Below are 25,884 nucleotides of genomic sequence, written 5' to 3' on the forward strand. Positions count from 1 at the left end.
AGCCCGCTGGCCATCTGTCACCGACAACGGCGGAATCTTCGGACCCGGACGACTCATAACCGAACCAACGACGAATCTCCGACTCAGGTCACTAGTACTCCAGCCGTAGATCGCAATCTTGCTGGTCACGGCGATATGAAGGCAGGTGCGGACACCGGCAGAGCCCCCTCCCCTGCGGGAGGGATCTCAGGCCGACGCAGCCGACGACATCAACTCCTCCAGCTTGTTGAGGCTCTGTGTCCAGCCTTCCTCGTGGAGAGCTTGGCGCCGCTCAGTGGCGAAGTCGCCCTGGCTGAAGGCCAACTCGGCCCGCGTACCGCCGATATCGCGAAGCGACAGCGTCACCACCGTCTCCCGATCCTCGGGATCGGGATCCTCCCACCGGAAGGTGTAGGACAGGCGTGCCGGAGGGACGACCTCAAGGAATTCCCCCACCAGGTAGAACAGATCGCCTTCCGGAGGCTGCATCGCGATCCGATAACCACCTCCTGGCCGAAGGTCGCTCTCCACACTGGGGATGACGAATCCGTCAGGTCCCCACCACTTGGTGAGTTCCTGCGGTTGGGTCAAGGCTCGGAATACGACCGGGCGCCGTGCGCGGAAAACACGCTGCAGATGCAGCCTCAGCCCGCCATCGTGCGTCATCACGAACCTCCTCCAACCGAAGGCGTCGAGATTGACTACCGCACCTATCCTAAGTACCCCAGCTATAGGCCGCGATCTCGCTGGTCAGGGGCGATGTGAAGACAGGTACGGCCACCGTTGATCATCGCGTGCTGTGTGGACAAACGAAGATCAAGCGGAGGCCGCAGGCCATGGCGTACTTCCGCTCGCTGGCTGGACATGTTCGATGCCCTGATGGGCCGGATCGCAGGCCGCTTCGCGCGGATCGAACCGCGACGCCGCGCACGGTCCCTGCCTCGCCATCACCGCCGCACACGAACAGACCCGTCATCCCTCCCCGGACGGGTTCATCCCGCTGACCTGCAACGAGATCCAGCAGTTGTTCACCACGCTGACAGTCCAGCCCGTCCACGCCCCAGCCCACCGGCTTTCGTGGTCCGACTGGCGACGACGCCAGCAAGCCCGCGCCCGCAACGGCCACTACCCTGCGACAAACAGCCCAGACCCCATGAACATCAAGATCTACGGCTGGAGTACTAGGCGCCAGGCACTCGGTACTGGACCTCCTCGGCCTTGCGCAAGGCCTCCAAAGTGTCGTCAACGGTCAGGAGGACCGTCGTTTCCAACGAGCTAAGCCCACGGCCTCCGGTAATCGCCACCGCAACTGCAGCCATGGAAACGTTGTCGGGGGCTTCCCATAGCGTGTAGCCGTCGTGTGGGCCGAAGGCGTACCAGAACCCATGGAGCTTTCCACCGACCGACTCGATGTACGACTGAGCGGCCTCTCTGCGGTCCTCTGGATTACCGATCATCCTGGACCAGGTCTCAGGCGTGTAGCTGAACCTCGATAGATAGAGCGGCATGCCTCTCCCTCTCGTTTGCAGGGTTCTGCGCGCGAGTTGTCGTCAGGCGTCGGACTCTAACCGGCGGAACCCTGATGCGGGCTTCAATGCTCCTGCGTGTCATACATCGCTCCGCATACCGACGCAGGCCCATTGCCGTCATGAAGAAGCGCCGCTTCCCATGGGATTGACCTTGAGCAGTTCCGGAAACCGACGGTGCTCTCCAGCCTGAAAGCATCGTTCGCGTAGTTCAGGCTGGCTATGAAACTCTGACCATCGAGGCTCATCGATCTTGGGCATGACGACGACCCCGGTACCGTCGGCACCGGGTTGCATCTGCATCCCAAACCGGACCGCCCGCTAGCCGTCCAGGCGAGGGGCGGTCCGGCCCACAACCGGCCTACGGGGACCGGAAGTTGGCCTCGGGCTTTCCCAAGGGGCACTGTCCGGCAGGTGATCGGGTCGTGTCCGCGTGTGCGCGTCGCGGGCGGCGGTCGTGGAGTGGTCATCAACTGCTTGGCGTTGTTTGGCCGGAAGCTACGGATGGGGCTTCTCGGTGTGGTCGGTCAAGGCAGGATCTCGATGTACCCGTCGGTTCCGTGCAGGCGGATCCGCTGCCCGTCCCGGATCCGCCGGGTTGCCTGCTCCACGCCCACGACGGCCGGCAAGCCGTACTCCCGGGCGATCACTGCGCCATGGGTCATCAGGCCGCCCACCTCCGTCACCAGGCCCGCGATTCCGACGAACAGCGGCGACCAGCTGGGGTCCGTGAAGGTCGTGACCAGGATGTCGCCCGCGTCGAGATCGGCCTCCGCCATGTCCAGGATGACGCGGGCCCTTCCCTCGATGGTCCCGGCGGAAACCGGTAGGCCGATCAGGGCGCCGGCCGGCACGTCGTCGCGCCGGTACGCCCCGGTGACGGCCTCGCCATCCGATGTGAGCACCCGGGGCGGTGTGAGCGCGTGGTACGCCCGGAACGCGTCCTTGCGCTGCTGGATGAGCTGGTCATCCACCTGCTTCGAGCGCACGACGTCGTGGAGTTCCTGGAACGTGAGGTAGAAGATGTCCTCCTTCTCAGGAAGCACGTTGGCCTGCACGAGGCGCTCGGCCTCTTCCAGCAGGGCCTGCTTGTAGACGAAGAAGCGGCTGACGATGCCGTACTTCGGGTACTCCCGGTAGCCGATGAAGGTTCTGACCCGGTCGATCATCCGCTTGGCCTCGTCGGCCTTCTGGTCCCCGTCCGGCAGGGCCCGCAAGCGTGACAGCACGTCCTGTTCCTTCTTCTGCGCCTTTTGCCGCCCTTGCTCGAAGCGCCGCTCGGCGGCGCCCGGTTCGAAGTTCCTGACGTTGTCGAGGATCACGGGCACGAGCGTGGTGGGGCACTCGCGCCAACGTGGCCTCGTGATGTCGATCTCGCCGACGCAGCGCATGCCGTACCGGTCGAGGTATGCCTCGATGGCGTCGCGCGCTTCGGTCCCGCCCGCGAGCTTCGCCAGCTCGTCCAGGAAGCCCTCGTCCTCGACGTCTTGGAGGAACGCCACCACCTCCGGCTGCGGGCGGATCACGTCCGCGACGTCGAGCAGCGCCAGCCCCATCTCCGACGTGACGTTGTCGGGGGCGGACAGCGTGAGCGTGTCAGCCGCGTTCTTCTCGCCCAGCCACTCCTGCAGCTTGTCGTTGAGCCACCACGTGGCCTCCATCCCCGCCATGATCGCCTGCATACTGAGCGGATCGCTGAGCACTCGTTTGTGCTCCTCGAAGGCCTCCAGCAGGAAGTCGAACAGCGCCGGTCCGGTCTTCGTCCGGATGTCGCGCTCCAAGGTGGCGATGGACGCCTGGCTGCGCTCGATCAGCTCGGTGACGATGGCCGGATCGGTCTCGATCGGGGCGGACGCGCCGCCGGCCGGCGGCCCGCCGGGGCCCGAGTCCGGGAGCGACGGGACGAAATCGTCGCGGTCGAGGACGGTCTCCAGCGCGTCCCTGACCAGCGGATCACCTTTCCCCAGGACGTCCAGGAGGGCGGCGCGGCTCGCGGGCGAGGCCAGCCGCCGGGTGACGTCGACGAACAGCCTCCCGCCGGCCTCGTGCATCGGCACCATGGCCATCAGCTGCCACATGGAGAACCCGAGGGGCTTCATGGGGTCGGTCATCATCTGCTGATGACCCACGGAGACGTAGACGTGGTTCTCCTGGTCGCCCGTCTCGGGGATGGGGAACAGCGTCGTGATCGGCCGGCTCTGCACGATCTGGAAGCCGTCGTCGGCCAGGCACCATTCGATGTCCTGCGGGCGGCCGAAGTGCGCTTCGATCCGCCGTCCGAGCTGCACGAGCCGTACGACCTGCTCATCCGTCAGCGCCGGCTGCTCCTGCCGCTGCGAGTCGATCGCCACTTCCTGCGTGCCGCCGGCCGCCAGGGCGTGAACGGCACGCTGTTTGGCGGCGATCGCCTTGGCGACGACTTCGCCATGTCGCACCTTGAACACGTCAGGGTTCACCAGGCCGGAGACCAGGGCCTCGCCGAGGCCGAAGCCGGCGTCCACGGTGGCGACCTTCCGGTTGCCGGTGACGGGGTCGGCCGTGAACAGGATGCCGGCCGCATGCGGGAAGACCATCTGCTGCACGACCACGGCCATGTGGACCGTACGGTGGTCGATGCCGTTCCGCTGGCGGTAGGTCACGGCCCGCTCGGTAAACAGCGAGGCCCAGCACCGGCTGACGTGCTGGAGGATCGCCGTCGGCCCCACGACGTTCAGGTACGTGTCCTGCTGGCCGGCAAAGGAGGCCGTCGGCAGGTCCTCTGCCGTCGCGCTGGATCGGACGGCGTAGGCGGCTTGCTCGCCGAGTTGGGCGAGCGCGCGGGTGATCGCCGCCGCGAGATCGCCCGGGATGGCGATCCCTTCGATGGTCCGGCGGATCTCCGCGCTGAGCGTGCGGATCCCCTCCCGGTCGTCCGGGTTCAAGCGCGACAGCCGTTCGAGCCGATCGTCGATCGACGGCGCTTCCGCCATGATCCGCCGGAAGGCGTCCGTCGTCACGCAAAAGCCACCCGGCACGCGGATGCCTTCGATCCGCGACAGCCCGCCCAGGTGCGCGGCCTTGCCGCCAACGACCGCGACCTGCATGTCGTCAACCTCTTGAAGGCCCAACACGTACTGCTCAATCATCGCGATACCTCCGAGGCAGCCGTGTCCCGTTGCACTGCGGTGGCCGATCGAATCACCGGCGCCCCCAACTCTGTCGAACCTCTTGTCGAGCACGTCCTCATCCAAGGTCGCCTTCCCTCCGACGAGTCGGCCGACCGCTCCCCCCAGTCGGGCGGCGCGCACCCCCGCACCACCGCACCGAGCGCTCGCGACCGCACTGGCGGTCCCACCACTGGTTCGACGTCACCGCGTCCCCCATACGTCGACAACACACGCACGTCGTGCCCCTCATTTCCGCAGGTTGTGGCATCGGCCGACGATTGTGCGCCGTGACCCGGGTCTTGCGGCAAGCCCCCCAGCGCGCTATACGTTGAGAGTGGCAAGGAGAGAGCTCTCCTTGCCTTTGCCATGTGCCGTCCAATGGACCGTCTCCAAGCCCTGGCCGGCTGTGGCTGACGAGCGGCCTTGTAGGGATGCCGATCGCCCGTACGCCGCCGGACAGTCGGTTCCGGTCAGCGTCTTCCCGCGCGGTCGAGTGCCTCTTCAGCCTGCGCGGCCAGGGTTGCTACAAGATCGGCTGCGGATGGCAGGTCGGTGATCAGGTCGATGCCTTCGCCGGCCCACATCGGCAACGAGGGGATGCTTCCCCGCGCCACGTCGTCCTGGTAGTCCTGCCTCGCCCTGGGGTCTGCGGCGAGTTCCGCTTCCCTGCCCCGCCAATGGTCGAGGTAGCGGTGGCCAAGGGTGCGAGCGGTGTACTTCGACGGCCACTGGGAGCCTCGGGCGATGTCGAGCACCCTGCTGCGCTCGGTGTCCTCGCCACGTCCCTCGACGATCGCCTTGGCGGTCGCGGGATCCACCAGGGCCTCGGTCGTGGCTTGGAAGCGGGTGCCGACGAGCGCCCCCGAAGCTCCCAGCGCCAGGGCTGCCGCGACACCGCGGCCGTCGGCGATCCCGCCGGCCGCCAGTACGGGCACGGGTGCCGCCAGATCAACCACGACCGGAACGAACGGCAAGGTGGAACGCCCTTGTCGGGCCCCATGCCCACCGCTTTCGGTGCCCTGCGCCACGATGACGTCGGCGCCCACGTCGACCGCCCGTCTGGCCTCGTCCAGATCGGTCACCTGAATGATCAGCACCGTGCCCGCGGCGCGGATGCGCTCAGCGAACGGACTCGGGTCCCCGAAAGACAACATCACGGCCCTGGGCTCGTGCTCCAGCGCCCGCTCGATCGCGCCGGCATCGATCTGCCAAGTCAGGAAACCGATGCCCCACGGCTTCCCGGCGGCTTCCGCAACGAGCGGCAACTCGCGGGCCAGCCACTCCGGGTCCCCGTTCCCGGCCCCCAGCATCCCGAGCCCACCACCGCGCGAGACTGCCGCCGCCAGCGAACCGCCGGCTGATCCGCCCATCGGCGCCAGCGCGATCGGGTGCTGCACACCGAACAACTCCGTGAACCGCGTCGACAGCGCCATGGCCGCCATCATCCCCCGCGGCGCCCCCGCGAACATCACTTGCTGTGGCATTCGGGGCCAGACAGCTCCCCGCCAAGTGGTGGGCTCCGGAAGCGTTTCGCGGGTTGCCGGCGGAGTGCTGCTGGCGGAAGAACACGGCGATGCGCAACCGGCTCGTGGCCCAGGCCGACGGTCAGCCCTCACAGCGTGCGGTCACGTAACTGCTTCTTCAGAGAGCCGAGTTCACGGGAAACCCCTAATCTCTTGCCATGGCAGGTAGCGCTGGACCTCCCGCAGCCGAAGGACACTACGACTTACGGCGTGGGGCCGCCTCCTACGCTCCAATCGTCGGCGCTTTTGGCGCACTCTCCGTGCCGGCCATCACCGTGCTGTTCACCACCTCGAAGGCAGGCAACACCACACTGATCACACTGGCAGCCGGTCTGCTGGTCGTGGCCATGATCGCGAGTCTGACTGGGTCGATAGCCCTGGCCGCGGTCGGCGCGGAACAGAAAGAGACGGCCAACCTTCCGCCGGCCGTGATGTTCATAGCCGTACCGGTGGTCGTTTCCCTGGTTTCTGTACTCGCCGCTTTCCAGGTTCTGGCAGCGATCTACCTGCCAACAGCAAAGACACTGTTTGCCTTCATCACGGGTGCGGGCGGCCTCGCGGGCGCGTACTTCACCTCCTTCGCAGTGGGCGACAGCTGGCGTGCCGGCCCCAGCGACCCCGCGGTGCGGGCCGCGTGGCTGCCCGACCAGTGGATCAGGTCGCACGAGGCCGCGTACCAACAGGCCAATCGTGTCGCCTGCGTCAGCGCCGCCCCAGCTGTCATCGGGCTGGCCCTCCGCCTCTTCGACACCGGCTTGCGGGCCACGGAGACAAGCGTGAACTGGCTGATCGGAGTGGGCCTGCTCCTAGCCCTGTTGGGAACCTTCGGCGGCGTCCAGCGCACAAGCCATCCGGTGAACGGGGATCAACACGGGCTGAAACCGTACGAGGCATACGGGACAGCCATCTCGGTAGGCCTCTACACACTCGCTCTGATGGTGTACCTGCCTTAGACGTCGTCGCACTTGGAGATTCCGCGGCAGCCGGACAGCAGTCGGCCGCGACTCAAAGGGGGCCGGTGTCCCAGGTGCCGATGATGATCTCCCCGGGTAGCGGTGCCGGGATCCTCGCATCAGCCACCGACAACACGGCTATGGACTCGGCTTCTTACGCTGAACGGCGACGCCGACCGCCATAGCGATGAGAGCGCCCGCGAGCACGAGCCCGGCGTAACCAGCGCGCTGGGTCCGCTGCGCGGTGCACTCGCCGCGATAGCTGGAGTACCCGTCCTCCGTCACCTCCGCGTGCGGAGAGACGACGGACCCGCACTTCAGAGTCAGGCTCCGCTCCAGCCCGCTCGGGCGCACGACGGTCTCGTGGAAGTCAGCCGGCAGCAGCAGCATGAACACCGCCACCACGGCCAAGAGAACCGTCAGCCCTGGCCACACCAGATGCTTAGTCCTCGCTCGCTCTTTGCGCGCCAGTGCCGCCCCTACCTCCGACGGCAACTGATGCTCACTCCCAAAGGACATACTGAGCCGAACCCCCGTCACCTGCTGACATGACCATGACCTGTGGAGCGTACCGGCCGCGCACTGAGCCATCACGGCGGGGGCGCAGGGCGCGGCGCCCGATCACCGCAGGCGCGTCGAGCCGTACTCCCCCAGACCTGCTCTCCGCCGCCCCGCCCCCTCCACGTCCGAGGGCCGAGCCAAGTCCACGCAGCCCTGGAGCGAAGAACTCGGGAGCGCGTCGCCGCGCGCCAACTCACCATCCCCACAGTCACCTTGCGCCCCGGACATTGCCTCACCTCCCCACAGCCCCTACATTGATCCGCGACTTAGCTCCCTTCCCTCCACTAATGTCGCGGACTTCCTGACCCCAAGTCCGCGCAGATTCCCGGGAGTTCTTCCATGCGTGGACGCATATCCCATATATCCCGCAACCGTCTCACCTTGACCGTCGGCGTCGCGCTGGTGGCGGCGCTCGCCGCCACCGCCCCTGTCGCGGCGGATCAGGGCCGGGGCAGTAGCACCCCGCCCGCCCAAGCAAGCGGCAGCGGCGGCGCCCGCTCCGCCGACAACGTCGAGGCCGAGGTCGAGGTCGAGTACTTCGCCGGCCCCGGCAGCCACCCCCGCCACACACACGTCCCCGCCTCCACCCCGCTCACCAGGAAAGAGCAGGCCACGATCCAGGACGACGGCGACGTCGTGCCGATCGTGGAGGCCGGGCCGAGCGATGCCAAGGTCGACGTCGTCTTCATCGGAGACGGCTACACCGCCGCCGAGCAGGAGGACTTCCATGCCGATGTGCGCACCAAGTGGCGGGAGATGACGGCCGTCGAGCCGTACACCGGGTACGAGGACCTCTTCAACGTCTGGGCCGTCGACGCGCACTCGCAGCAGTCCGGCGTCTCGGGTGACCCGACCATCGACGTCCGCAAGGACACCGCCCTGAACTCTGAGTTCTTCTGCGACGGCATCGAGCGGCTGCTGTGCGTCGACACCAACAAGGTCGAGGCGTACGCCAGCAAGGCCGCCGACCCCGACCTCGTCATCGTGCTCAGCAACTCCACCAAGTACGGCGGCGCCGGCTACAACGCCATCACCTCGCCGTCCGGGTATGACGGCATCGGCACCGCCTCCTCCGACCACCCCGACTCCGACCAGATCGCCGTCCACGAGACCGGCCACTCGTTCGGCAAGCTCGCCGACGAGTACTGGTACGACGACAGCACCTACACCGGCCCCGAGCCAGGCGAGTCCAACATCACCAGGCTCAGCACCGACGAGATGGCCGCGCAGCAAGCGAAGTGGTACCGCTGGCTCGGCCAGCAATCACCTGACGGCGGCACCATCGGCGCGTACGAGGGTGGCGGCTACCACGGTCACGGCCTCAACCGCCCCACCGAGAACTCGATCATGCGCACGCTGGGCCGCGAGTTCAATCTGCCCGGGCGTGAGGCGATGATCGCAGGCTTCCATCAGCACGCACCGGTCCTCACCGGCCTCACACCCACCCACCGGCAGTTGCGCGGCGGCGAAAGGATCCGCGTCGAGGCGTCTGCCCACGCGCGGCTGCGCTGGTACGTCGACGGCCGCGAGGCACGACAGGCCCGGGACGCAAGCAGCGTGACCCTCAGCGCGCTCGGGGTGCCCGCCGACGGCCGCCCGCACACGGTCACAGCACGCGCCACCGACCCGAACAAAGCAGTCCGCGACCCGAAGCTGCGCAAGCTCCTGAGCGGTTCGCTGAGTTGGCGGGTCAAGCGCTGACGCGCTGAGGCGGCGGTCGCGCGCACAACGGCCGCGGCGCCGTCCTACTGCCCCGGTGGTCCGACGTTCCCGCGAGCGGGCCGGGCGCCCAGCAGCGTACCGCTAACCGCACGAGTCCCTACTGGGCCGCCGAATGCGACGCGCACGCACTCGGCGGCCCAGACGCGCCAGCCCTGACATATCGCCCAAGGCTCAGACGTCAAACGACAAGGTGAGGGCCTGTTACTGCGGTGGCAGTTCGAAGGGGCCGGCCACCGCGGCGGTGCGCCGACGCGGTCTCCCACGGGGCGGACGTCCTTCTACGCCTCGGCGTCTGCCGCCCTGTGGAGCGCGGCCACATCGATCTTCTTCATGCCGAGCATCGCCTTCATCGCGCGCTGCGCACGGCCCTGGTCCGGGTCGGTGAGCAGCTCACCGAGCGCGGCAGGGCTGACCTGCCAAGACAGGCCGTACTTGTCCTTCAGCCAGCCGCACGGGCCTTCCTCGCCGCCTTCGGACAGCTTCGTCCAGTAGTAGTCGACCTCCTCCTGGTCCGCGCATTCGACGAGAAGGGAGATGGCCTCGTCGAAGGTGAACTGGGGGCCGCCGTTGATCGCGGTGTACGGCTGGCCGTCGAGGACGAAGTCGACGGTCAGAACAGTGCCCGCCGCGCGCGGGCCCGCCGCGCCGTAGTACAAGACGTTCGTGATCTTCGAGTTCGGGAAGACCGAGACATAGAATTTCGCGGCCTCTTCACCCTGGGTATCGAACCAGAGATTGGGCGTGATGCGGGGCATTGCACTCTCCTCGTCGACTGCGCTGCGGTTCTCTCCGCTGTCTCTGCTGTCTCTGCTGTCTCTGTGTGGACCGTCGCACCGCCCGGAACTCATCGCCACCCGGCGACCCGGCTTCCTGGAGGTGGAGCACCCGCTCCAGGCCGATCCCGAAGCACTCGTCGTACGGGGCGAGAACCTCGGCTTCCGTGGAACGTGCAGGCCGGATACGCCACCGGGGGCTCGCCCGCGACGACGAAACCCACCTCCGCCGCTCCGAAGGCATAGTCCACGTCGCGATGATCGACCTCATCAGCCGACCACTCGACCTGTCCGCCTCGGTACGGACCACGAACCTCCAGCGGCCCACCGGGCCGCGCGCCAACTCCGCGCGCGGCACCATCTGGATCAACGCCTACGCCGACATGTCATCCGCCACGGTGCCGTTCCCCTTTCGGTCAACCGCATCCCGGCGAGCCAGCTGCGTCTCTCGCAGGACCGCCCAGGCGTCCGCCACGGGGCCCACGTGCCCGAGCTTGTCGGGGTTGAGCACCGTGCGGATCGCCAGGATCTGGCCGTCGAGGATGTCGAGCGTCCACGTGTTGACGACCTTGCCGTCCCGGTCGCGGAAGATCGCGCCCGGCTGGCCGTTCACCTGGTGCGGCTCCACAACGCCGCCGATCCGGGCGAACGGTGGGAGGAGGGCGGCGAGTACCCGGGACACATGGTCGGCGCCGAAGAAGCCCCTGGCAAACTGCGGGGCCTTGCCGCCGCTGTCCGCGATCAGCTGAACGTCGGCGGCGAGCAGTTCCCGCAGCCCGTCGACGTTCCCCTCGCGCAGGGCGTCGAAGAACCGCCCGGCGAGTTCCTCGCGCTCCCTGCGGTCGGCCTCGAACCGTGGCCGGCCCGCGTCCATGTGTCGGCGCGCCCGCACCGCCAGTTGGCGACACGCCGCCTCCGACCTGCCCACCGCCGAGGCGATGTCCGGGAAGCCGAAGCCGAACACCTCCCGCAGCACGAACACCGCCCGCTCGAGCGGGCTGAGCCGCTCCAGGAGCAACAGGGCCGCCATCGACAGCGAGTCGGCCAGCTCGGCCGAGTGCTCCGGGTCCTGGTAGGGGTCGGTGAGCAGTGGCTCGGGGAACCACGGTCCGACGTACTCCTCCCGCCGCCGGCGGGCGGAGCGCAGGACGTCGATCGAGACCCGGGTGATCACGGCCGAGAAGAACGCCTTGGCCGACGCGGGCCGGGTCGGGGAGAGCTCGTAGCGCAGCCAGGTCTCCTGGACCGCGTCCTCGGCCTCGCTCACGGTGCCCAGGATGCGGTAGGCGATCGAGAACAGCAGTGGCCGTAGCTGTTCGAACTCCTCGACCCGGCTCACGCCAGGCCCTCCTTGAAGCCCTGCCGCCACGACGGGTAGCGCAGCTCCCAGCCGAGCTCCCGCTTGGCCTTGGCGTTGGAGAAGCCGCGCCCCTCGGTCATCATGGTCACCACCACCTCCCCGGCCAGCAGCCGGGCCAGCCACTTGGGGACTCGCATCGGCGGCTTCGCGCCCGCGCACGCCGCCAGGTGCGGCAGCCACTCGCTCTCCGGGGCCGGTTCGTCATCGACAATGTTGAACACCCCCGTCGCCTTCTGCTCCACGGCCAGGACGGTGGCGCTCGCCGCGTCGTCCAGATGCACCCACGATGCGTAGCCGCTGCCATCACCGACAAGCGGGAACTGCCGCTTGCGTACGAGCACGACCTGGTCGTCGGTGGCGCCCGGCCCGTAGAACGCGCCGTATCGCATCACCGCGCCGCCCGCCCTGCCGACCACGTCCTCGACGTGGCGGAGCGCTGCCATCGCCGTGTGCGCAGCCGTCCCCTCGTGCAGGTCCAGCGGGTCCTCCTCGGTCTTCACCCATCCGCCCTCGCGGATTCCGTTCCAGTTGGCGTAGCCCTGTGCGACGAAGTGCGATACGCCGGTCGCCTCGGCGGCGGCCAGCAGGTGATCCGTCCCCTCGGTGCGCAGCCGGGTGGTGGGGACGGACCACCGATCGAAGTGCTTGAGGTCGGGCTTACCGCCGTGAGTGAGACTGATTCCTGTCATCTGGTGCACGATCACGTCCGGCCGGGCGGCCGCCACTGCTTCACCGACGGACGCCGCGTCCAGTCCGTCCATCACGACGCCGTCCGCGCCCAGTTGCTCCAACAGGCCGAGCTTGGCCGAGCTCGTCGTCGTGCCCGTCACCTGGTGTCCCCTGGCCACCAGCTGCGGTACCAGCCGCCGCCCCATGACCCCGGCTCCGCCTGCCACAAACACCCGCATGACCATCACCTTCCTGATCCCAAGGACTGTCTCTGAAACCTGAGACGAGACAGCCCGACCGGCTGTGACATGGGGAGGAAGACAGTCGCGTCAGGTAACCCTCCGTAGCTGAGCCGGAACCCGCTGAAAACGGCGGTGGCCGGCCGACGACCTGTCCGGCTGAGCGGCCGGCGGATCCTTCGGACTCAGTGACTCATCGCGGTCTCCCGCTCGATGCGCGACAGCTTCTCGGGATTGCGCACGATGCAGAGTCCGTCAGGACTGCGCCAGGACCGCGGTTGTTCGGCGTAAGCGTTCATGCGGTCTCGCCCACGCGCTTGGCCGGGAACCCGTGTGTACGAGCGCTGATCACAACGACCAGAACCGGCACGAGGAGCACAAGGACGCTCCAGGGGAAGGAAGTTGAGCCGAGAATGCCGAGGAGGATGCCGCCGACGACTCCACCACCGGCCATGGCCACGTTCCACAACGTGACGAGCATGGCTTGTACGGCGTCTGCCGCCTCGTCGCCTCCCGCGTCGCCCCCGGCGGTCTGCAGGAGAGTGGGCACGCCTCCCCATCCCAGGCCCCACAACATCACCGCCACGTAGACCAGAGCGGGGCTGTCGGCCAGCAGTGCCAGGATGGCGGCAGAAACGGCGACCAAGATGGTGCTGGCGATGGTGAGGCGTCGCAGCCGACGGTTGATATGCGCGCCCACGATCCAGATGCTCACCAGGCAGGCTGCGCCGAAGGCCAACAGGACGAGGTCGGTGGATTCGCCCATGCCGAGCCTGTCGAGGAATGTGGCGATGTACGTGTAGAGGATGGTGTGGGCCAGTACGAAGACCAGAGTGACGAACAGGACAGGTGCCACGCCGGGGACGGTGAGGGCCCGCAGCAACGGGCGTCGGCCGTCCGCCCGTTGCCCGGGGTGGTCCGGGACTGTCGCAGTGATCCATGCGATCACGACGACCGTGAGCGCGGTCATGATCAGGAACGTCACCCGCCAGCCGAGCGCTGCACCGATGAAAGTCCCCGCGGGCACTCCCAGCGACAGAGCTACAGGTATGCCGGCCATGGCAATGGCGATCGCCTTACCTTGCAGGTGAACGGGTGCCATGCGCCGGGCGTACCCGGCCAGCAGCGCCCAGGCAAGACCCGCGGCCACCCCGGCGACGAGCCGCGCCACCATGGTCAAGGGATAGTGCACGGAGACAGCGGTGACCGTGTTGGCGACGGCGAAGGCTGCCATCGCTGTCAACAGCAGCCGCTTGCGCCGCCACCCTGCTGTGGCCGCGGTCAAGGGTATCGCCGTAAGCGCCGTTCCGATGGCGTAGATCGTTACGGACTGTCCCATCGCTGACTCACCGACCTTGAGGTCAGCGCTCATTGCGGGCAGGACGCCCGCGGGCAGCGTCTCGGTCAGACTGGTGATGAAGACGGCCGTGGCCAACGCCAACAGGGCCGCCAGGCGGAGTTTGCGGTCCTTGGCTCCCCCGGCGGTGCCAACGGGTAGCTCAGTGCTGCGGATTGTCATGCGCGTATGCTCAAACCCTCACACAGATGTGATGGTCAACTGGACACCATGTGAGGTGGCGCACATGCGCATCGGGGAGCTGTCGGAGCGCACGAACACATCCCGCCGACTGCTGCGTTACTACGAGGAGCAGGGACTGATCATCTCTGACCGTTGCGCGAACGGCTACCGCAACTATGACGACCGGCTGGTAGACCGGGTCTTGCAGATCAGAGGACTGCTCACTGCCGGACTGCCGACCCGGATCATCAAGCAGATCCTCCCGTGCCTCGACAAGCCCCGGAGCATCTACTTCCCGGATGCAACACCGGAGATGATCGCCACACTGGAACTCGAACGCGACCGCATGACCGAACGCATCAACTGCCTGGCCCGCAACAGGGACGCCATCGACGCCTACCTCGACGCAGTGCTCAGCAACAATCGCCCACACGCGGCCGCGGATGAAGCGTCGACAACGTCATGACCGCAACAAGGTGTACTGACCTGCTCTGGGTTGCTGACAAGTCTCCGGCGCGACTTGAACATCACTGCCGGAATGGGATGATTGAGCAATTTATAGTGGTTCGATGCAACTTGTTCCTAGATGGGCCTTGCTCTCGTCGGGATGTGCGCCTGTCCTGTTGATCGGAGGGTGGTCGATCGCGGCGCTCCTTGAGGGGCCCGCGTATGACCCTGCTACTCAGACGATCAGCGTCTTGGCGGCGTACGGATCTGCGGGATTCTGGGTGATGACCGGAGCGCTGCTGGCCGTGGGTGTGTGCCACCTGTTTACCGCCTGGGGGCTGCGCCCAGCCTCGCTCGCCGGACGGGCGGCGGTGGAGTGACGGCGTTGATCGTGGCTCTGGTCCCGGTGCCGAGCAGCGGAGGTTCCCTGCACCACGGTTCAGTTGCCGCGGCCGGATTCACTCTCCTGGCGCTGTGGCCAGTTCTGGCGGCCGATCGCAGTGGAGCCGCACCATGGGGACTCCGGCCCGTACCCTCAATCGTGGCGACCGCGCTCATAGGCGTCGGCGCAGCCTGGTTTCTGATCGAAATCGAGTATCACGGTGCCCCTGGTGTCGCTGAACGCCTTGTGACAGCCATTCAGTCCCTCTGGCCCTTCGTGGTCGTCGCCTCCTGCCTACTCCGCCCTCGCAGCGATGGACCCTCCAATTGACCAGCGCCGACAGTGGCTTTGGTCACGGGTGACGACAGCAGATGAACACGTCACCGCGCAGCACGCGAAGGGCGACTTGTTCGATGTTCACGAGAAGTGGTTCTGGCTCAGTTTCTGCAATGGCTGGGCTCGCGCGATCACCAGCGGCGGGACCATCTCACTGCCGGCTTGCGCCAGTTCCTTGATGCCGGGGATTCCGTGTATCGCGGGCGTATCGAAAATCGCATACGCCACCGCAACGGCCGTCCGTCTCCAATGAGGGCATGAACCACGACGCATCCCTGTCAGCACCGCCCCGCCGCACGCGCAGGACGGTGCTTCTCAGCCTGGTGATCCTCGGCTTGGCGAGCGCCGTGTTCGTCGTGCGGGGGCCGCTCATGATGTCCGCTCCGAGGTGCATGGCCGGGCGGTGGCACGGTTGCTTCGATACGTTCAACGGTGTGGTGCTCATGACGTTGGTCGCGCTGCCGTTGGCCGCGCTGGTTGTGTGTGCCCTGACGCGCCGTCGGCGTGCCGCCGGCGTCACATCGGCGTGGCAGATGTCGCTGGCCGAGGTGGGCATGGTCCACGGGACGGTGCCGTTCCTATGGCTGACCATGATGCCGGGCGCCGGGGCCGGTATCGTCCCCGCCCGGGTGAGCCTGGTACCGCTGCGGGACCTGGTCACGATGGGGCCGCTCGGGATCGTCGGCAACCTGCTGGTCTTCGCGTCGCTGGGGTTCTTCGCCCCGATGCGGTTCGCGGCGCTGGCGTCCATGCCGCGGATCCTGGCCCTCGGGGCGGGCTGCTCGGTCCTGGTCGAAACCGCACAGTACATCCTGCGGCTTGACCGGGTGTCCTCCGTGGACGACGTACTGGTCAACGCCGCCGGCGCCGTGCTGGCCGCGCTGGCGTCGCGCCGCTGGTGGCGCACTGCGGCGGAAGCGCCGTCGGACCAGCCTCGCCCCGCGCCGGCACCGGCACCGGCACCGGCAGGCTGAGTCGCGTGTCCGGTGTGCACACGTCTTTGCGCACGTCTTTGCATACGTCGGCGATATGTTGTGCTGCTTAGGCTTCGGACATGCGCGTACTGATCGTGGAGGACGAGCCCTACCTGGCCGAAGCCGTCCGTGACGGTCTGCGGCTGGAGGCGATCGCCGCCGACATCGCCGGCGACGGTGACTCCGCCCTGGAACTGCTCGGCGTCAACTCCTACGACCTCGCGGTCCTCGATCGCGACATCCCCGGCCCCTCCGGCGACGAGGTCGCCCGGCGCATCGTCGCCTCCGGCAGCGGCATCCCGATCCTGATGCTCACTGCTGCCGACCGGATCGACGACAAGGCTTCAGGGTTCGGGCTCGGCGCCGACGACTACCTCACCAAACCGTTCGAGCTGCGAGAGCTCGTCCTGCGGCTGAGGGCGCTCGACCGCAGACGCGCATACGCCCGGCCCCCGGTCCGCGAGATCGCGGGCCTGCGGCTCGACCCCTTCCGCCGGGAGGTCTTCCGCGACGGACGCTACGTCGCGCTCACCCGCAAACAGTTCGCCGTGCTGGAAGTCCTCGTCGCCGCCGAGGGCGGGGTCGTCAGCGCCGAAGAGCTCCTGGAACGGGCCTGGGACGAGAACGCCGACCCCCTCACCAACGCCGTGCGCATCACCGTCTCCGCACTGCGCAAACGACTCGGCGAACCATGGATCATCGCCACGGTGCCAGGAGTCGGCTACCGGATCGACACCGGTATGGACACCATCACCCCCGGCAGGGACACCACCGACCCCGGCAGTACCCATGCATAGACGCCCAGGGCTCAGCGCCCGACTGAAACTCACCCTCAGCTACGCCGGGTTCCTCGCCGTCGCCGGCGCTCTCCTGCTGGCCGTGGTGTGGGTGTTCCTGCTGCGCTACGTACCCGACAACCCCCAGGGCCTTCTCGGGATCTCGCCCAACCGCTACCTCCTTGTGCGCACCTTCGTCCCCGCCGCGGCCGTGGCGATGGTCTTCCTGCTCGTGTTCGGCCTCCTGGGGGGATGGATCCTCGCCGGACGGATGCTCGCACCACTCACACAGATCACGGATGCGGCACGCTTGGCCGGGAACGGGTCGCTGTACCACCGGATCCGTATGAAGGGCCGCCAGGACGAATTCCGTGAACTGTCCGACGCGTTCGACTCGATGCTGGAACAACTCGAGTCCCACGTCGCCGAGCAGCAGAGGTTCGCCGCGAACGCCTCCCACGAACTGCGCACCCCGCTGGCGATCTCCCGGACGCTCCTCGACGTCGCCCGCAAGGACCCCACGCGGGACCGGGGCGAACTCATCGAACGCCTCCACGCTGTCAATACGCGGGCGATCGACCTCACCGAGGCCCTCCTGCTGCTCAGCCGCGGCGACCGCGGAAACTTCACCCGCGAGAGCGTCGACCTCTCCCTCATCGCCGAAGAAGCCGCCGAAACGCTGCTTCCCCTCGCCGAACAGCGCCGGATCACGCTCGACGTCACCGGCGGCGCGGCCCGGACCAGCGGCTCCGCGGAGCTCCTGCTGCGGATGGTGACGAACCTCGTCCAGAACGCCATCGTCCACAACCTCCCCGCCGGCGGCACCGTGACGGTCCACACCGAGGCGCACGGCGACACGAGCGTGCTGCGGGTCGAGAACACGGGTCATCCGCTCCCACCGGAACTGGTGCCGACCCTCACCGAACCCTTCCAGCGCGGAACGGAACGCGTACGCACCGACGAGCACGCCGGCGTTGGCCTCGGCCTGGCCATCGTGCACAGCATCGTCCGCGCCCACGACGGGACCCTCGACCTCGTCCCCCGCCCCGCCGGCGGTCTCCTCGTCAGGGTCCGGCTTCCCGGCACGCCGTAGGCATGTCCACCAGGCCACGCTCGGCATCGCCGACTTCACAACCTCTCCCTCACGGGACAACTCCCGCCCCATACGGGACAACCTGTAGGGCTCTGACCGGGAAGGTTTGCCAGGTTGGCGAGTCACTCCTTCTCGGAGGCAGCTGCGAGGTGACGGCGGCAGAGGTCGGCAGCCGTGAGGTGAGGCTTGTGCAGCGCATCGCTGTAGAGCCGCATCTCGCTGCGGATGCAGGCGCACTCGCGGATCGCGGTCGTGCAGACCTGGACGGTCACGGACGACTCGAGCTGACGAAGTGATCCGCAGTTGACGGTCTAGTCATTCACCGTCCACGTGTGGTCCGCGTTGAGGGTGGCCTGCATCGCAAACGTGCCGTTGTAGGAGATGACGACTCGAGAGGTGATCGCCTCGGTGTCAAGCACATCTCCGCCGGCGAGGTTTGGGCCGGCAGCGAGGATGTACCGGCCGTTCTGCGGGGTGAATCGCGTGGTCCGGCCTGGCTGCGCCTGTACCGCGAAGACTGGGTATCCGCCCTGTCCGATGCCGACCGAGAGGGTGTCGGCGGGCACAGAGGCCAATTGCCTGATGTAGAGGGAGCCCTGTTGGGGGTTGCTGATAGCGGAGCCATGGAGGAACCTCGGCCATTGGGTGCTGTTGACGCCGAACCGGATCTGGTTTTGAGCCAGGTTGGCCGGGTCGGCGGCTACCCGTTCCCTCGCCGTGAACGTGCTGAGACCGGGAACGAGCTTCCCGGTCTGCGCCCAGACGAAGCTGTACCCCAGGTGCCACGAGAAGTGGCCGGGAGTGGACGCCCGCACGTACTTGGCCAGCCAGACGAGTGGCATCAAGCCTGTGGGGCCGACGCCGCCAGGTTCTTGGAACAGACCAAAATCCCAATCTTCATTCGTGTTGTTGACGACTGTGAGGCTGTACTGCGTCGCCGCTGCGGCCTGCCGTGCGCCGATGAGGGAAGGTCCAGCGAGGGCGCCGGCGCCCGCGGCGCTACCGACAAGGAAGCGCCGCCGGGACAGTTCGGAACCGTGGTGGTGAGATGGCACGCCCGTCTCCTTGACGATCGCCGGCGCCGTTGCCGGCGCGCAGCACGCTGAAGGTGACCATCAGACTGATTGCCGGAACCGCGCAGCGAGTGCTGATTGATGTGTCTCTCGTCCAGACGGTCTCACCGCTTCACTCGCCAGTGGATTGATCTACAGCGAGTCTCCTCTGCCACCCTGGCTGCCTCGCCGCAGGCCGGCGGCGGTACGAACGCCAGAAGCCGGCACCCTGAGCGGATCGCCGCTGGCTGCTCGATCAGAGCCAACTGGTGGCCAGCCAGACGGTCACAGCCGCAGTGGCGATGAGCCCGACGTTGAGCATGACCTGGCGGTCTTCGTCGGTCAGGTGCACGGTGATCGCACCGATCTGCAGGAGCACGAACCCGATGGCCGCGGCCAGGGCCAGCCAAGGCGCGATGCCGGTCGCCGGCGGCAGTAGCAGTCCGACGGCGCCCAGAACTTCGATCGTGCCCAGTGCCCTGACGACGGGTAGTGGTATGCGGTCCACCCAAGCCATCATCGGGCGGAGCTGATCGCGGCTGCGGGTCACCTTCAACACGCCCGCGTAGAGGTAGAAGGAGGCGAGCAGTCCGGCAACGATCCAGTAAGCGATGGTCATGATTTCCCTTCGTGGTCACCACTTGTGGGTGACCCGCCGGCTCCAGGGGCGCGCCCGGAACCGGCATGTGAGCGTGTGTGGGCGACCCAGCGGCCGACAGGTGGAAGCGCCTTGGCTGTGCCGGTCCGGTGGTGGGCGGCCGGGCGGTGTCGTCCTGTCGGCTTCAGGCGAAGTCGGTAGCGGGCTCGGTGGCGTAGCGGCTCATCGTGTGGATGGCGGCCTGGGGTGTCAGTGGCCTGCCGTCGGAGGTCATGCTCTGGAGGTCGCGGAAGTACTGCACATACAGGTCTGGGGTGAACGTGCTGAGCATGACGGCGGGCCGGTCGGTGAGGTTGGCGAAAGTGTGCGGGGCGCCGGGCGGGACCATCACGAGCGTGCCCGCGGTCGCGTCGTAGTCCTTGTCCCCGACGGTGAACCGCACCGTGCCGGAGATGATGTAGAAGCCCTCATCGTGCTCGGCGTGGCGGTGCTGCGGCGGTCCGGGGGTGTGCGGGGCGAGGACGGACTCGGCGATTCCCAGGCGGTGCCCGGTATGGCTGCCGTCTTCGAGGACGCGCATGCGCGTGGTGCCCAAGACGATCGTCTCGCCGTCGTCGGGGCCGACCACCGATACGGCGGGGCGGGCCTGCGGTTCACTGGTCCTCGCTTCGTCGTTCATGCTCCCAGTGCACCGCCGGGGCCTCGGGAGTGTCCAAGACCCGTTCCGCCACGCTGATACCTTGCGGGTATCGTTGCAGCGTGGAGCTACGTAGCCTGCGCTACTTCGTGACGGTCGCCGAGGAACTCCACTTCGGCCGGGCCGCCGCCCGGCTGCACATGAGCCAGCCACCGCTGAGCCGGGCGATCAAACAGCTGGAGACAGAGTTCGGTGCCCTGCTGTTCGCCCGCTCGCCTGCCGGTGTCACGCTCACGCCGGTAGGGGCAGTGCTGCTCGACGAAGCGCGGGCCCTGCTCGACCAGGCCGACCGCGTCCGCGTCCGCGTCACTGCGGCGGCCGGCGCCGCGACCATCACCATCGGCATCCTGGGTGACGGCACGGACCCCGGCATATCCAGGCTGGCGGCCGTCTTCCGCCGAAGCCATCCCGGCGTCGACATCCGCATCCGCGACACCGACCTGACCGACCCGACCTGCGGGCTGCGCGCGGGACTGGTCGACGTCGCCCTGACCCGTGCGCCGTTCAACGGCACCGCCCTGACGGTGCGTGAGCTGCGCACCGATCCGGTCGGTGCGGTACTGCGCGCCGACGACCCGCTGGCCCGTCGCGACCACCTGAAGCTGGCCGATCTGGCCGACCGCCGCTGGTTCCAGTTCCCGCAGGGAACCGATCCGATCTGGCAGTCGTACTGGAACGGCGGCACGCCGCGCGAGGGCCCGGTGGTGCGCGTCGTCCAGGAATGCCTGCAAGCCGTGCTCTGGAACAGCACGGTCGGCTTGGCCCCACTCGGACACGACCTGCCCGAGGAACTGGCCGTAGTTCGGCTGGTCGACATGGCACCAAGCCAAGTCGTCGCGGTGTGGAACGACGGCGACAAGAACCCGTTGATCCGCTCGTTCATCGAGATCGCAACGGCCGCGTACCGCTACGCCTAGGCATTGGCCACGTAAAGTCCGCCGGCCGGCGCACGCCTCGTTCGAAAACCCGAATGCGTCGCCTCGCGCGGTTCTGGAATCATCGCTGGATGGTCCACCCTCTCGAACCCCTGGTCATCCGGCACACCCGCCGCCTCCCTGCCCCTTCCGGTCCTGCCGGACAGGGCGGCGTCGCAGCGCGGCAGTTCGACGCCGCGCTGATGTCCGTGGGCTTCAAGCTCTCGGCGGAGCTGCTCGAGCATCTGTCGGGGCTGTCCGAGGAAACGGTCGTCGACACCGCCGCGCGCACCCTCAAGACCGTGCGTCAGATGGTCGGCGACCACGTCCAGCACAACGCGTACTTCATCGACTTCCCGGCCAACGTGCCCGATACGTTCGACTTCTGGATGCGATGCATCACCGAGGCACTCGCCGACGACGCCTCGCGCGACGGCACGCTCGCACAGCTCCAGAGCGGTGTGGTGGACCTGCTCACCCTCCCGTCGTACGGCAACTACCGGCACACGTACGCCGAGATGCTGGCCGCGCACGACGAGCTGATCGCCGCGGCGGGCGACCGTATGACCGTCCTGCACCTGGGCGGCGCCCCGGAGGACGAGGTCACTGCCCTGTACCTGGCGCTGGCCGGCAGCACCACCCCACTCAACGAGGACGACCTGCGCGACCTGAAGGCGCTCGCCGAGCACTGCGTGAACGGGCCCCAGCCCGCGGCGATCCCGGTCCGGGAGAACCGCGCCGTCATCAATGAGGTCCGCCTCAAGGCCGGAGCGGAGCTCGTCCTGGACACCGTGACGGATGTGCTCCGCCTGGCCTGCGCGCTGTCGGACGGCGACGTGACGCTCCAGGAACCGACGCGGTTCCGGGCACTGTCGCGCCCGGTCCGTCGGGCCCTGCTCGCCGGCCTCGACTCCGTCGTCGCCGCGGCGCCCGCCAAGCTCGCCGACGTCAACGCCCATCGCGAGGCCTTCAAGCGCCTCGGCGAACGCCTCCATCCACACGAGTACCCGCGCTGGCCGCACGCCGCTGATGTGTTCGCGGTGGCCCGGGGCGAGAAGAAGGCCCGGTCCTTCGACAGCCGTGTCGAGGAACTGCTCGGCATGAGCGACGTCACCGCAGCGGCGGAGCTGCTCAAGGCCGCGCCCGGAAGGCTGTTCCGCTCCCTGGACCGGCTGCTGCGCACCGCCCTCACCCAGGACGAGCGCGAGGCTGTTGTGACCGCTGCCGAACAGGTCGCAACCCGCGTCTCGGGCCGGGTCGTGCTGTCGGTCCGCGAGCACCTCCACAACCGTGCAGAGGAAACCGGCGAGCGCCGCGTCTTCGTCAACCGCCGCGGCCGCGCCTGGGTCACCGCCGATGTCCGCCCGCCCGTGCTGCCGCCCGAGCGCAAGCGCCTGATCGCCGCACTCGATGCCGAGATACGTCGCCGACTGCCCGCCCCGAACCACCTGTTGATCGACCCCGACATCCTCGATGTCGCACTCCCCCTCAGCGGCAAGGCAACCTCGTCCGGCCTGGGCGTACTGCCGCGCGGCTCCCTCTCCCCGGTCGACGGCGAACTGCTGCGCTTTTTCACCTACTGGAAGCAGACCGGCCGCCGCACCGACTACGACCTGTCGGCACTGCTGCTGAACGCCGACTACACCACCCTGTCCTGGCTGTCCTACACGGCCCTCACCGAAGTCGGTGGCGAGCACTCCGGCGACATCACCGACGCGCCCGACGGAGCTTCGGAGTTCATCAACCTGCGCCTGGGGGCAGTGCGCGGCACCTACATCGTCCCGCAGGTCAACATCTACTCCGGGGAGGGCTTCGAAGAGGTCGAGGAGTCGTTCTTCGGCTTCATGCTGCGCGACGCCGAACAGCAGGGCCGCCCCTTCGAGCCGCGCACCGTGCGCATGAAGTCGGAGCTGCGCGGCCCGGGCCGGGTCGCACTGCCGCTCGCGTTCCTGCGCGGGAGCGACGGCCGTTGGCGCGCCAAGTGGCTCCACCTGTACCTGACGGGTACTCCGTCGGCCAACCGGGTCGAGGAAAACCGGGTATCGATCGCAACGCTGCTGCGCGGCATCGTCGAGCGCGACCACCTCACAGTCCGGTACTTGACCGACCTGATGGCCGATGGCGCGACGACCGTGGCGCTGTGGGACGGCAAGACGCTCCCGGACGGCCCCGTCACGTACATCGGCCTGGAACGCCCGGACGGACTGCACCCGGACTCACGGATCCTCACCCCGGAAAATCTGCGCGACCTGATCCCGGCCTGACTGCTACCGTTGGCCCCGGCGAGGCCATGGACGGACTTCCTTCTCACTCCTCCTTGAAACTAGTCCCTCCGCTTTCCTCACCCTCGACGTCACGCCGGGGTGCCGAACGGCACCTCGGCGTCGTCATTTCGCACCTCAAGCCAGCAAGCGTCCAGGACGGCTCCGACGCCGTGATCACACCAGCCACGCCAAGATCATCTCGGCCGTGACCAGGCAACCCTTAGGGTATGCGGCATGACACTGCAACTAGTTCAGGTGAACTTCAAGGCCCGGGACGACTCGGCGCTCGGCCAGTTCTGGGCAGAGGTGCTCGGCTGGGGTGTTTCCAGCGAAGGCCCTGGAGTCACCAACCTGGAACCCGTGGGCTTCGACTGGCCGGACCCGTCCGCCGTCTGCGTCGATCTCGTCCGCGTCCCGGACCCGGAGACGGTGAAGTACCGCGTGCACATCGAGCTCGCCACCACTTCCGCCGCCCATCAGACGGAGCTGGTCGCACGCCTGAAAGACCTCGGGGCGACGCCCGTCGACGTGGGCCAGGGCGACGTGCCGTGGACGATGTTGGCCGACCCGGAAGGCAACGTGTTCAGCGTCCTGGAGCCCCGAGAGCTCTACCGGGACACCGGGCCGATAGCCGCCGTGGTCGTCGACTGCGCCGACCCACGGGCCATGGTCCGGTTCTGGGGCGAGGCGATCGACTGGACCGTCCATGACCTGACCGACGACCGCGCCCTGCTGCGCTCCGTCAAGGGCGTCGGGCCGTACCTGGAGTTCCGCCGCACGCCGGACGACAAGGTCGTATGGAACCGCGTCCATCTCGATGTGATGTCCAACCCGGTCGAGGACCAGGCGAAGGAGGTCGCCCGGCTCGAAGGGCTCGGCGCGACACGGGCCGATGTGGGTCAGGGTGACGTCTCCTGGGTCGTGCTGGCCGACCCGGAGGGCAACAAGTTCTGCGTCCTCGGCCGGGGCTGACGCGGAGCTCCGTCCGCTCCCTCGCGGCGGTGCTGCAGTGCGCACCGCCGCGCGAAAGGTCAGGCTGAAGATCCTGCGCGGCTTCCGCCTCAAGGGCGACGGTGTGCACCACCCGATACTCGGCATCGCACACCTGCACAACCTCGCCCTGACGGGCTGAGCAAACCACCCGCCCGACAGCATCCGTGTCACCGGCTCAGCAAAGATCATTTACGGGGCAATCCTTAGGCCCGACACTCCCGTTCGCTCTCTCCGCCAGCCTTGGGTGACGTACCGTTTGACCTCGCTGGTCGACCGGCCGTCGAACTTGATCACCCACTGTGGACGGTCACTCAGTACCTCACTCCGGCGGCACGTAATTCCCCAGGCCAGTGCTGCGGAGGACGTTAGGTTGGCCCTCATGCACATGCCCGGGTTGGGCTATCGCTACGTAGGTCCTGAGGACTTGAGGGCCCTCATCCGGACAGGAGGTGAGGGCGAGAGCGTGCGTTCCCAGGCGGACTTCGACGAGTGGGCATCACGTCGGACGGCGGAGGAGTTGGCCGAGCCCTTCACGTTTGTTGTCGATACGGCTGGGGCTCTGCGGCTCGCGCCCCGCCGCAGTGAGCACGTGGTGTGTGCTGGTGGCGAGATGGTCCTGAGCGCCGGCGAGATCAGCTTCCAGGTGGAGTCGGGTCGGTGGGCTGTCATGGAGGTCAGCAACCAGTCGACCGGCTACTGCCCGGATATCAGCTCGTGGCAGGCCGTTGCTGAGGCGCTGGATCGAGCCGGTGTCGGCCGGCCGTCCGGCTTCACGCACGAGGTGGTGTTCCGCCGATGCTTGTCCTGCCGGCAGATCAGCATCGTGCGTGAAGCCGACTTCGTCTGCGTCTTCTGCGACGAGGTTCTGTCGCAGGAGTGGAACGTGGACGAACAGGTCGGCGAAGGCCGTGGGGTGGGTCTTTTGCAGCAGGATGCTTAGCCGGAATCCGCCATGGGCTACGACATCCACATCACCCGCCGTGAGATCTGGTGGGACCAGGAGGGACCAGAGATCACCGCGGCGGAATGGGCCGCCGTCGTGGAGGCCGACCCAGAACTGGAGATGGTCCCGGCAGCACCAGGATGGGACGGGCCAACACAGTGGACTGCGCAGATGGTCACACATCCACGCGAGGAACGGCTGGGGACCGCGCTGCACTGGAACTCCGGGGAAATCAGCGCCAAGAATCCAACCGACCTCCTGATCGGCAAGATGCGCCACATCGCCGGCACACTGAACGCGAGAGTCCAGGGAGATGACGGCGAACACTACGACGACTAAGACGACGACTAAGCTTGGCGTTTAACCGCGCAGGTCACCCGACCTGCTGATCTGCGGTTCTTTCCGGGACAGCGGAGGCGGCCGTTCTCCACGCTTCGAGATGTCG

At 67.6% G+C, this 25,884-nt stretch carries 25 protein-coding genes and 2 pseudogenes; 13 read left to right on the top strand and 14 right to left on the bottom strand.

Annotated elements, in window-relative coordinates:
• Positions 1-186 precede the first annotated feature (186 nt).
• From ACH4YL_RS39475 to ACH4YL_RS39490, 4 genes are all read right to left on the bottom strand, one after another.
• Complete coding sequence (locus tag ACH4YL_RS39475; RefSeq protein WP_398512363.1) at positions 187-645, bottom strand: SRPBCC domain-containing protein; 459 nt, start codon at positions 643-645, stop codon at positions 187-189.
• Positions 646-1,160: 515 nt separating this feature from the next.
• Positions 1,161-1,487 carry a GYD domain-containing protein gene (locus ACH4YL_RS39480; RefSeq protein WP_398512364.1) on the bottom strand — a complete coding sequence of 109 codons (327 nt, stop codon included), beginning with the start codon at positions 1,485-1,487 and terminating at the stop codon, positions 1,161-1,163.
• Between the two features lie 545 nt (positions 1,488-2,032).
• On the bottom strand, positions 2,033-4,630 hold the full coding sequence (gene rph / locus ACH4YL_RS39485) for a rifamycin-inactivating phosphotransferase (protein WP_398512365.1): 2,598 nt from the start codon (positions 4,628-4,630) through the stop codon (positions 2,033-2,035).
• A gap of 491 nt (positions 4,631-5,121) precedes the next feature.
• A complete protein-coding gene (locus ACH4YL_RS39490; RefSeq protein ID WP_398512366.1) occupies positions 5,122-6,084 on the bottom strand; it encodes an NAD(P)H-dependent flavin oxidoreductase in 963 nt (320 codons plus the stop codon).
• Positions 6,085-6,434: 350 nt separating this feature from the next.
• Here ACH4YL_RS39490 and ACH4YL_RS39495 point away from each other — a divergent pair, with 350 nt between their 5' ends.
• Positions 6,435-7,127: a hypothetical protein gene (locus ACH4YL_RS39495; protein WP_398512367.1), complete on the top strand. Its 693-nt coding sequence runs from the start codon at positions 6,435-6,437 to the stop codon at positions 7,125-7,127.
• Between the two features lie 138 nt (positions 7,128-7,265).
• Here ACH4YL_RS39495 and ACH4YL_RS39500 read toward each other — a convergent pair whose 3' ends face one another.
• Entirely contained in the window at positions 7,266-7,529 is a 264-nt protein-coding gene (locus ACH4YL_RS39500; protein ID WP_398512368.1) for a hypothetical protein, read from the bottom strand.
• Positions 7,530-8,027: 498 nt separating this feature from the next.
• On the opposite strand from ACH4YL_RS39500, the gene ACH4YL_RS39505 reads away from it, so the two are divergent.
• Entirely contained in the window at positions 8,028-9,389 is a 1,362-nt protein-coding gene (locus ACH4YL_RS39505) for a M64 family metallopeptidase (RefSeq protein WP_398512369.1), read from the top strand.
• Positions 9,390-9,688: 299 nt separating this feature from the next.
• On the opposite strand, the gene ACH4YL_RS39510 is transcribed toward ACH4YL_RS39505, so the two are convergent.
• From ACH4YL_RS39510 to ACH4YL_RS39525, 4 genes are all read right to left on the bottom strand, one after another.
• A complete protein-coding gene (locus tag ACH4YL_RS39510) occupies positions 9,689-10,165 on the bottom strand; it encodes a VOC family protein (protein ID WP_398512370.1) in 477 nt (158 codons plus the stop codon).
• A 391-nt stretch (positions 10,166-10,556) separates the two neighbouring features.
• Positions 10,557-11,522 (bottom strand): RNA polymerase sigma-70 factor, encoded by a 966-nt coding sequence (locus tag ACH4YL_RS39515; protein WP_398512371.1) that lies wholly within the window; start codon positions 11,520-11,522, stop codon positions 10,557-10,559.
• Positions 11,519-12,457: an NAD-dependent epimerase/dehydratase family protein gene (locus ACH4YL_RS39520; protein WP_398512372.1), complete on the bottom strand. Its 939-nt coding sequence runs from the start codon at positions 12,455-12,457 to the stop codon at positions 11,519-11,521. Before ACH4YL_RS39520 ends, ACH4YL_RS39515 begins: the two co-directional genes overlap by 4 nt.
• Positions 12,458-12,746: 289 nt before the next feature.
• On the bottom strand, positions 12,747-13,970 hold the full coding sequence (locus tag ACH4YL_RS39525) for an MFS transporter (protein WP_398512373.1): 1,224 nt from the start codon (positions 13,968-13,970) through the stop codon (positions 12,747-12,749).
• Positions 13,971-14,034: 64 nt separating this feature from the next.
• On the opposite strand from ACH4YL_RS39525, the gene ACH4YL_RS39530 reads away from it, so the two are divergent.
• Both ACH4YL_RS39530 and ACH4YL_RS39535 read left to right on the top strand, forming a co-directional pair.
• Positions 14,035-14,436, top strand: coding sequence for a MerR family transcriptional regulator (locus ACH4YL_RS39530; RefSeq protein ID WP_398512374.1), 402 nt, complete (start codon positions 14,035-14,037; stop codon positions 14,434-14,436).
• Between the two features lie 103 nt (positions 14,437-14,539).
• Positions 14,540-15,129 (top strand): annotated as a pseudogene (locus tag ACH4YL_RS39535) (DUF998 domain-containing protein).
• A gap of 87 nt (positions 15,130-15,216) precedes the next feature.
• Here ACH4YL_RS39535 and ACH4YL_RS39540 read toward each other — a convergent pair.
• The gene (locus tag ACH4YL_RS39540; protein WP_398512375.1) at positions 15,217-15,363 is read right to left on the bottom strand and encodes a hypothetical protein; all 147 of its coding nucleotides are present in this window, start codon (positions 15,361-15,363) and stop codon (positions 15,217-15,219) included.
• A 29-nt stretch (positions 15,364-15,392) separates the two neighbouring features.
• On the opposite strand from ACH4YL_RS39540, the gene ACH4YL_RS39545 reads away from it, so the two are divergent.
• The 3 genes from ACH4YL_RS39545 (at position 15,393) to ACH4YL_RS39555 (ending at position 17,978) form a co-directional block, all read left to right on the top strand.
• Complete coding sequence (locus ACH4YL_RS39545) at positions 15,393-16,109, top strand: VanZ family protein (RefSeq protein WP_398512376.1); 717 nt, start codon at positions 15,393-15,395, stop codon at positions 16,107-16,109.
• 80 nt (positions 16,110-16,189) lie between these two features.
• Positions 16,190-16,906 carry a response regulator transcription factor gene (locus tag ACH4YL_RS39550; protein WP_398512377.1) on the top strand — a complete coding sequence of 239 codons (717 nt, stop codon included), beginning with the start codon at positions 16,190-16,192 and terminating at the stop codon, positions 16,904-16,906.
• A complete protein-coding gene (locus tag ACH4YL_RS39555; protein WP_398512378.1) occupies positions 16,899-17,978 on the top strand; it encodes a sensor histidine kinase in 1,080 nt (359 codons plus the stop codon). Before ACH4YL_RS39550 ends, ACH4YL_RS39555 begins: the two co-directional genes overlap by 8 nt.
• A 122-nt stretch (positions 17,979-18,100) precedes the next feature.
• Here ACH4YL_RS39555 and ACH4YL_RS39560 read toward each other — a convergent pair whose 3' ends face one another.
• The 4 genes from ACH4YL_RS39560 to ACH4YL_RS39575 form a co-directional block, all read right to left on the bottom strand.
• On the bottom strand, positions 18,101-18,250 hold the full coding sequence (locus tag ACH4YL_RS39560) for a hypothetical protein (RefSeq protein ID WP_398512379.1): 150 nt from the start codon (positions 18,248-18,250) through the stop codon (positions 18,101-18,103).
• Positions 18,251-18,289: 39 nt separating this feature from the next.
• Positions 18,290-19,033 (bottom strand): hypothetical protein, encoded by a 744-nt coding sequence (locus ACH4YL_RS39565; RefSeq protein WP_398512380.1) that lies wholly within the window; start codon positions 19,031-19,033, stop codon positions 18,290-18,292.
• A 253-nt stretch (positions 19,034-19,286) separates the two neighbouring features.
• Positions 19,287-19,649: a DoxX family protein gene (locus ACH4YL_RS39570; RefSeq protein WP_398512381.1), complete on the bottom strand. Its 363-nt coding sequence runs from the start codon at positions 19,647-19,649 to the stop codon at positions 19,287-19,289.
• Between the two features lie 163 nt (positions 19,650-19,812).
• Complete coding sequence (locus ACH4YL_RS39575) at positions 19,813-20,307, bottom strand: cupin domain-containing protein (RefSeq protein WP_398512382.1); 495 nt, start codon at positions 20,305-20,307, stop codon at positions 19,813-19,815.
• A gap of 80 nt (positions 20,308-20,387) precedes the next feature.
• Here ACH4YL_RS39575 and ACH4YL_RS39580 point away from each other — a divergent pair, with 80 nt between their 5' ends.
• The 6 genes and pseudogenes from ACH4YL_RS39580 (at position 20,388) to ACH4YL_RS39605 (ending at position 25,778) form a co-directional block, all read left to right on the top strand.
• Positions 20,388-21,242, top strand: coding sequence for a LysR substrate-binding domain-containing protein (locus ACH4YL_RS39580; protein ID WP_398512383.1), 855 nt, complete (start codon positions 20,388-20,390; stop codon positions 21,240-21,242).
• A gap of 89 nt (positions 21,243-21,331) precedes the next feature.
• A complete protein-coding gene (locus ACH4YL_RS39585; RefSeq protein ID WP_398512384.1) occupies positions 21,332-23,503 on the top strand; it encodes a hypothetical protein in 2,172 nt (723 codons plus the stop codon).
• 234 nt (positions 23,504-23,737) lie between these two features.
• Positions 23,738-24,475 carry a VOC family protein gene (locus ACH4YL_RS39590; protein WP_398512385.1) on the top strand — a complete coding sequence of 246 codons (738 nt, stop codon included), beginning with the start codon at positions 23,738-23,740 and terminating at the stop codon, positions 24,473-24,475.
• 49 nt (positions 24,476-24,524) lie between these two features.
• Positions 24,525-24,635 (top strand): annotated as a pseudogene (locus ACH4YL_RS39595) (IS5/IS1182 family transposase); the annotation flags it as partial.
• A 240-nt stretch (positions 24,636-24,875) separates the two neighbouring features.
• Complete coding sequence (locus ACH4YL_RS39600) at positions 24,876-25,436, top strand: hypothetical protein (protein ID WP_398512386.1); 561 nt, start codon at positions 24,876-24,878, stop codon at positions 25,434-25,436.
• 12 nt (positions 25,437-25,448) lie between these two features.
• On the top strand, positions 25,449-25,778 hold the full coding sequence (locus ACH4YL_RS39605; RefSeq protein WP_398512387.1) for a hypothetical protein: 330 nt from the start codon (positions 25,449-25,451) through the stop codon (positions 25,776-25,778).
• Positions 25,779-25,884 lie beyond the last annotated feature (106 nt).

The sequence above is a fragment of the Streptomyces sp. NPDC020681 genome (genome assembly GCF_044334895.1).
Taxonomy (GTDB): Bacteria; Actinomycetota; Actinomycetes; order Streptomycetales; family Streptomycetaceae; genus Streptomyces.

Coding starts and splice junctions, on each gene's coding strand:
- ACH4YL_RS39475 (WP_398512363.1), bottom strand. CDS start 645: ATGACGCACGATGGCGGGCTGAGGCTGCATCTGCAGCGTGTTTTCCGC.
- ACH4YL_RS39480 (WP_398512364.1), bottom strand. CDS start 1,487: ATGCCGCTCTATCTATCGAGGTTCAGCTACACGCCTGAGACCTGGTCC.
- rph (WP_398512365.1), bottom strand. CDS start 4,630: ATGATTGAGCAGTACGTGTTGGGCCTTCAAGAGGTTGACGACATGCAG.
- ACH4YL_RS39490 (WP_398512366.1), bottom strand. CDS start 6,084: ATGGCGCTGTCGACGCGGTTCACGGAGTTGTTCGGTGTGCAGCACCCG.
- ACH4YL_RS39505 (WP_398512369.1), top strand. CDS start 8,028: ATGCGTGGACGCATATCCCATATATCCCGCAACCGTCTCACCTTGACC.
- ACH4YL_RS39510 (WP_398512370.1), bottom strand. CDS start 10,165: ATGCCCCGCATCACGCCCAATCTCTGGTTCGATACCCAGGGTGAAGAG.
- ACH4YL_RS39520 (WP_398512372.1), bottom strand. CDS start 12,457: ATGGTCATGCGGGTGTTTGTGGCAGGCGGAGCCGGGGTCATGGGGCGG.
- ACH4YL_RS39525 (WP_398512373.1), bottom strand. CDS start 13,970: ATGACAATCCGCAGCACTGAGCTACCCGTTGGCACCGCCGGGGGAGCC.
- ACH4YL_RS39530 (WP_398512374.1), top strand. CDS start 14,035: ATGCGCATCGGGGAGCTGTCGGAGCGCACGAACACATCCCGCCGACTG.
- ACH4YL_RS39545 (WP_398512376.1), top strand. CDS start 15,393: ATGAACCACGACGCATCCCTGTCAGCACCGCCCCGCCGCACGCGCAGG.
- ACH4YL_RS39550 (WP_398512377.1), top strand. CDS start 16,190: ATGCGCGTACTGATCGTGGAGGACGAGCCCTACCTGGCCGAAGCCGTC.
- ACH4YL_RS39555 (WP_398512378.1), top strand. CDS start 16,899: ATGCATAGACGCCCAGGGCTCAGCGCCCGACTGAAACTCACCCTCAGC.
- ACH4YL_RS39570 (WP_398512381.1), bottom strand. CDS start 19,649: ATGACCATCGCTTACTGGATCGTTGCCGGACTGCTCGCCTCCTTCTAC.
- ACH4YL_RS39575 (WP_398512382.1), bottom strand. CDS start 20,307: ATGAACGACGAAGCGAGGACCAGTGAACCGCAGGCCCGCCCCGCCGTA.
- ACH4YL_RS39585 (WP_398512384.1), top strand. CDS start 21,332: ATGGTCCACCCTCTCGAACCCCTGGTCATCCGGCACACCCGCCGCCTC.
- ACH4YL_RS39590 (WP_398512385.1), top strand. CDS start 23,738: ATGACACTGCAACTAGTTCAGGTGAACTTCAAGGCCCGGGACGACTCG.
- ACH4YL_RS39600 (WP_398512386.1), top strand. CDS start 24,876: ATGCACATGCCCGGGTTGGGCTATCGCTACGTAGGTCCTGAGGACTTG.
- ACH4YL_RS39605 (WP_398512387.1), top strand. CDS start 25,449: ATGGGCTACGACATCCACATCACCCGCCGTGAGATCTGGTGGGACCAG.